Genomic DNA, 5,032 nt, shown 5'->3' on the forward strand with positions numbered 1-5,032 from the left:
GCTTGGCATCCGCGTAGTCGCTGCTCCCCTCATTCCCATCGGACGCATTCATCGCCATATCGCGCGGGTCCAGATAGCCTTCGAATGCGGATTCTGCAAAAGGACCTGCCAGACACGCAACTATCTCTTGGATCGCTTCATCGCGTTGGAAATGTCGATCCATATCGTTCTCGAAAATCGGCTTTAGCTCCGAGGTGAATCCTTGCGCTGAATAGAAAACCGTGCCTTCGACAAAACCACCGCACTCTCCGTCACCGGCGTCGGGGTAAATACTAACACTTGAGAAAGCAGGGAGTTCACGGTCGTCGTCGAACATCTGACGGTGCAAAACGATGGCGGCCACCGCGTGCCCGGCTTCGTGATGCGCCACAGACGGGAGAAGATATTGGGAGGCTACATTCATGCGGTGCGGCTCTCAGATCTAGTTTCCATCCAAGCCCTGATATCGGATTCAAGCCATGCGACTCGGCCGGGGGAGATGCGACGCCGCTTAGGGAACAGGCCTGCCTTCAGAGTCGCGCGGTCGCGCTCGAACTGCGTTCCACTGAAGTGCTTCAGGGTCTTTGCCGACTGGCCGGCGGCCCAGGCAAGTGCCCGCTCGCCTTCCACATCTTCAAGCCAAAGATAGAGATCGTCGTCGGGAGCATCCAGCGTTGGACGGACATCAAATGCGTTCATGTCCGGACAGCCTTCAGAAAGAAGGGATAGAGGCTTCCGTTTGATCGGGAACGCTTAGTGTTGGTAGCGGCGCCCACATGTTCGAAAAGCGTGATCATTGATGAGTTCTTCCAGTCGGTGCGGCATCGCAGTGCTTTTGCGCATAGGACCGCAATTGTCGTGCCAACTGGGAAAATCGTTTCGGAACAACGTGATCGCTCTGGCAGCGTTGTGTCAGATGTCCGACATCGTCGAGAATCCGACAACGAGTGCTCCTCCTAATCACCGGATCAACCTCCGGCGCCAGTCGGTGACACCGCATTCCTCTGTCTTTCCAGGAGACGGCGTGGACATCAATGCCGTTCCTCACCGAACCCGCCTCCTAGCCCTTCGCCCATACGTCACGGCCGCCCCCCGGTTTGGCTTCAACCTGAAGGATTACGGCGTCCTCTTCGCAGAGAAGATCGGGTTGTTCGTGGCGCGCGCAGCGGAGCCCAAGGAGCTTTTCTGGGTTGCGGATACTGGCATGTCGATATTACGACCGTGTGTCCTTCGACAAGCTTGGTGGCTTCTTCAACCAGAATCTCGCCGCGGAGATCGAATCGTTATCTGCGCCGCAAAGTGCGGCCGGTGAGCGGCGTGGCCCTGCGTTCCAGTTGGCCACGGTCCTCGCTGGGACGAGCAAGTAAATGGCTTGCGCAGCAACGGTGCGATCACACCTGGAGCACGGCGTCATCAGGAAAGCGCCATCCTTGTGCGCCCACGACACCCTGGTCGCCATCGGCCGCATCGCGGGGGGGCACTGTGGGCGATAACCATTCATTGATCTGGGCGATTGAGGGTTCTGCCGGGGCGCTATTGCTGCTCGGTAGGGCTGCGGGCTGGCGAGTCTACCAAGGCGAGCAACGACAGGCGAGACGGCAGACATTACGTGACGGAACTTGATATTGCAGTGCAGCAAGCGTAGAGCACCGCGCGCTTATCGGAGTGTCGTCCATGGCCCTTACCAATGCTGGTAACGAGGCAGAACCTGTCGAACAATCGAGCCATTCTGAGGTCGAGCAGCACAGCACCAAGGCGCTGATGTTGGGCGCACTAGGTGTCGTTTATGGCGATATAGGCACCAGCCCGATCTATGCATTTCGCGAGGCGTTGCATGCATCAGCGGGTGGCAACGTCGCCAGCCGTGGCGACATCCTCGGCGTACTCTCGCTGATCATCTGGTCCCTGACGATCACCGTGACGATCAAATACATCATGTTCGTGCTCCGCGCCGACAATCGAGGCGAGGGCGGAGTGCTGTCGCTTATGGCGCTGGCGCGCAACAGTTTCCCGACCTGCTCTGCGGTGATCCTCGGCATCGGCATCGGCATCGGCATCGTCGGCGCGGCGCTTTTTTTTGGCGACGCCGTCATTACGCCGGCAATCTCGGTACTGTCGGCGGTCGAAGGTATGAATGTCGTCACGCCGACGTTCCAGCCCTATGTGGTGCCGCTGACACTGGCCATCCTGGCGATCGTGTTTGCGGTACAGCGGTTTGGCACCGGCGGCGTAGGATTGGTGTTCGGACCCGTTACCGCGCTGTGGTTCCTGGCCATCGGCCTTTCCGGGCTCAACCACATCATGGACGACCCGGAAATCCTGCTGGCAATCAGCCCGCATTACATCGTGTCGTTCCTGGTCAACTCGCCTGACGTCGCCTTCGTTACGGTTGGTGCAGTCTTCCTCGCCGTCACCGGAGCCGAGGCGCTCTACGCCGACCTCGGCCATTTCGGCCGCAAGCCGATCGTGCTCGCCTGGCTGGCGATCGTGTTCCCTTGTCTGTTGCTCAATTATGTCGGGCAAGGCGCCTTCGTGCTGGCAAATGGCGGCGTTGTCGGTCATCCGTTCTTCGAGATGAACCAGGGCTGGACGCTTATTCCGATGGTCGTGCTTGCCACGGCGGCGACCGTGATCGCCTGCCAGGCGGTGATCTCCGGCGCCTTTTCGCTGACCAGGCAAGCGGTACAGCTCAACATGCTGCCGCGTTTCGTCATCCAGCACACGTCGGAAAAACAGTCGGGCCAGATCTATCTGCCGCGCATCAACCTGATGCTGGCGCTGGTGGTGATGCTGCTGGTGGTCGGCTTCGGCGAATCCAGCCGGCTGGCCTCGGCCTACGGTATTTCGGTGACCGGCAATATGCTGGTGACGAACATACTGCTTTTTGTTGTGATGACGCGCATCTGGAAATGGCCGCTCGGCGTCGCGATAGCCTTAATGGCGGTGTTCGTCTTCATCGATACCGGCTTCTTTGCAGCTAACATCGTCAAGGTATTCGAAGGCGGCTGGGCCTCGCTTGCCATTGCCGCAGTGATCGTGATGACCATGTGGACTTGGATAAGAGGCAGCAGGTATCTATTTGACAAGACGCGCAGGAACCAGATTCCGCTCGATTTCCTTGCGGGCAATCTGTTGAAGAAGAAACCGCAGCTGGTGTCCGGTACGGCCGTGTTCCTGACCAGCGATCCCGCCAGTGCGCCGACCGCGTTGATGCACAGCCTGAAGCACTACAAGGCGCTGCACGAACAGAACGTCATCCTCTCTGTGGTGACGGCGCAGCAGCCCGTGGTGCCCGACAGCGAGCGGATCAAGATGGAAACGATCAATGAGCTGTTCATGCGGGTGACACTGACCTTCGGCTACATGGAACAGCCTAACATCCCGCGTGCGCTGGCGATCTGCCGCAAGCAGGGTTGGAAGTTCGACATCATGACGACGTCCTTCTTCCTGTCGCGTCGCTCGCTCAAGGCGTCACCCAACTCCGGCATGCCGGTGTGGCAGGACAAGCTGTTCATCGGCTTGGCGCGCACGGCCGCCGACGCGACGGAGTATTTCCAGATCCCGACCGGACGTGTGGTCGAGATCGGAACGCAAGTGGCCGTTTAGGTATGCCCGGTTAAGCAGAATCAATTGGCATTTCGCGAGCCGGTGAATGCCTGACCGGGCGGAGGCCACGATGCTTGCGCCAAACTGGGGTCCGGTTCCAGGCCTGAAGCTTCCGGCCCCGAAAGCCGTCCTTTACGCCTGCGATCATTTCCGTTCCGCATTGTCTTGCCGACCCACCAGTCGAGATGCGCTGAAACGACCTCGCCGGGCAGCAACTTATCATTTGAACCTAATCGATGTGCCGCAAGTCCGACCTTCATTCTTCAGTTCACAGGCTAGCGTTGCCAAAATCGGCGTGCCGCCTAACCGGCGCCGCACCGTGACCTGTCAGGATGCTATGCAGGCGCGAGGCAGAAGCTGGCTCGAGGCCGCCGGCCTGGTGCTGGTCCGGCAGCGGCCGGGCTCGGCCAAAGGCTTCATGTTCCTCTGGAGGATGAGACGGGTGCGGCAAACGTCGTCGTCTGGGTCAAGATCTCTCGAGAAATTCCGGCGCGTGCTTCTTGCTTCGGCCATGCTCGGCGTCCGCGGACGCATCCGACGGAAGAGGAGGTGGTGCACCTCGTCGCCCACGAGCTGACCGATCTGTCGGCCGGGCTGGCCAGCGTGGGAAACCGCAAGACGCCGTTTCCGTTGCCGCACGGCCGAGGGACGAGGCTCATCACGGCGGATCGGGCATCGATCCGCGCGGCATGCCGAAGGGGCGCGACATCGTCGATGCAGTATGACCATATCGACCCTATCAAGTTCAAGACGCGTAACTTCCGGTAGCGCTTCCGGAGGCCACTTCAGCAGCATGTTGTGCACACTTTTGTCGGACCCTGTTAACTGCCGATTGGCAGCAGGTCACCCCGTGCCGGATCCCAAATGTCGTCGCTCTCAAGCGCAACGACTGCCCGCACCCTTTTTAAGTCAGCGAGCACCTCCACCGCCGGACGCCGCCCCGTTTCCTGAGCCGCGGCGTAACGGGTGTATTTGTGACTGTCCGGCTCAAACCACTTCAACGATTCCAAAGTAGCCATGGCATCGCCCTTGCGGCTGCGCGTGATGCGAATGATCGTGATCCCATCCTAAGCGCTCGCGTCGAATGGAGACACGCTGCCAACGCTTCATCTGCTCTACCCCATCTTTGTTCCAAGGCGGTCGGATCATCTCAATGAGCCCTGCCTCGGGGTGGCCAAAGCATGCATATTTATCGTTCGGCCCCGCATCGAATTATCATCTGCGATGTGGGACTCGATCTTGGGTTGGCGACGGCTTCGCTCCGGGAGTAGACGTCGGACCACTGATAAGTGCCGGACCTTCTCCACAATTTCTCGGCGGACTCATCGTGAACGCTCGATTGGACGTAAATGCGGTTCGCGGAAACGCAGGTCTGGCCGGCATTGCGGAACTTCGCCTGGACCGCACCGTCAACAGCACCGTCAATGTCGGCATCATCGAAGATGAT

4 protein-coding genes and 2 pseudogenes are annotated in these 5,032 nt (G+C 59.5%); 2 read left to right on the top strand and 4 right to left on the bottom strand.

Going from position 1 to position 5,032, the window contains the following annotated elements; genetic code table 11:
* Nucleotides 1-403 (bottom strand): hypothetical protein (locus EOA22_RS24080; protein ID WP_164747208.1); only part of this gene is annotated, 403 nt, incomplete at its 3' end.
* Nucleotides 400-678 carry an AlpA family phage regulatory protein gene (locus tag EOA22_RS39580; protein ID WP_063169289.1) on the bottom strand — a complete coding sequence of 93 codons (279 nt, stop codon included), beginning with the start codon at nt 676-678 and terminating at the stop codon, nt 400-402. The genes EOA22_RS24080 and EOA22_RS39580, both read right to left, overlap by 4 nt.
* Nucleotides 679-1,653: 975 nt before the next feature.
* Between EOA22_RS39580 and EOA22_RS24090 the strand changes: the two genes are divergently transcribed.
* Nucleotides 1,654-3,585 (top strand): potassium transporter Kup, encoded by a 1,932-nt coding sequence (locus EOA22_RS24090; RefSeq protein WP_063169287.1) that lies wholly within the window; start codon nt 1,654-1,656, stop codon nt 3,583-3,585.
* A 307-nt stretch (nt 3,586-3,892) separates the two neighbouring features.
* Nucleotides 3,893-4,353: pseudogene (locus EOA22_RS24095) on the top strand (OB-fold nucleic acid binding domain-containing protein); the annotation flags it as partial.
* Nucleotides 4,354-4,406: 53 nt separating this feature from the next.
* Here the strand turns inward: EOA22_RS24095 and EOA22_RS38190 are convergent.
* Together EOA22_RS38190 and EOA22_RS24100 are read right to left on the bottom strand one after the other, a co-directional pair.
* Nucleotides 4,407-4,604: a hypothetical protein gene (locus tag EOA22_RS38190; protein ID WP_063169285.1), complete on the bottom strand. Its 198-nt coding sequence runs from the start codon at nt 4,602-4,604 to the stop codon at nt 4,407-4,409.
* Between the two features lie 287 nt (nt 4,605-4,891).
* Nucleotides 4,892-5,032 (bottom strand): annotated as a pseudogene (locus EOA22_RS24100) (aldehyde dehydrogenase family protein); the annotation flags it as partial.

Source organism: Mesorhizobium sp. M7A.F.Ca.US.014.04.1.1 (assembly GCF_003998745.1).
In the GTDB taxonomy this organism is placed as follows: Bacteria; Pseudomonadota; Alphaproteobacteria; order Rhizobiales; family Rhizobiaceae; genus Mesorhizobium; species Mesorhizobium ciceri.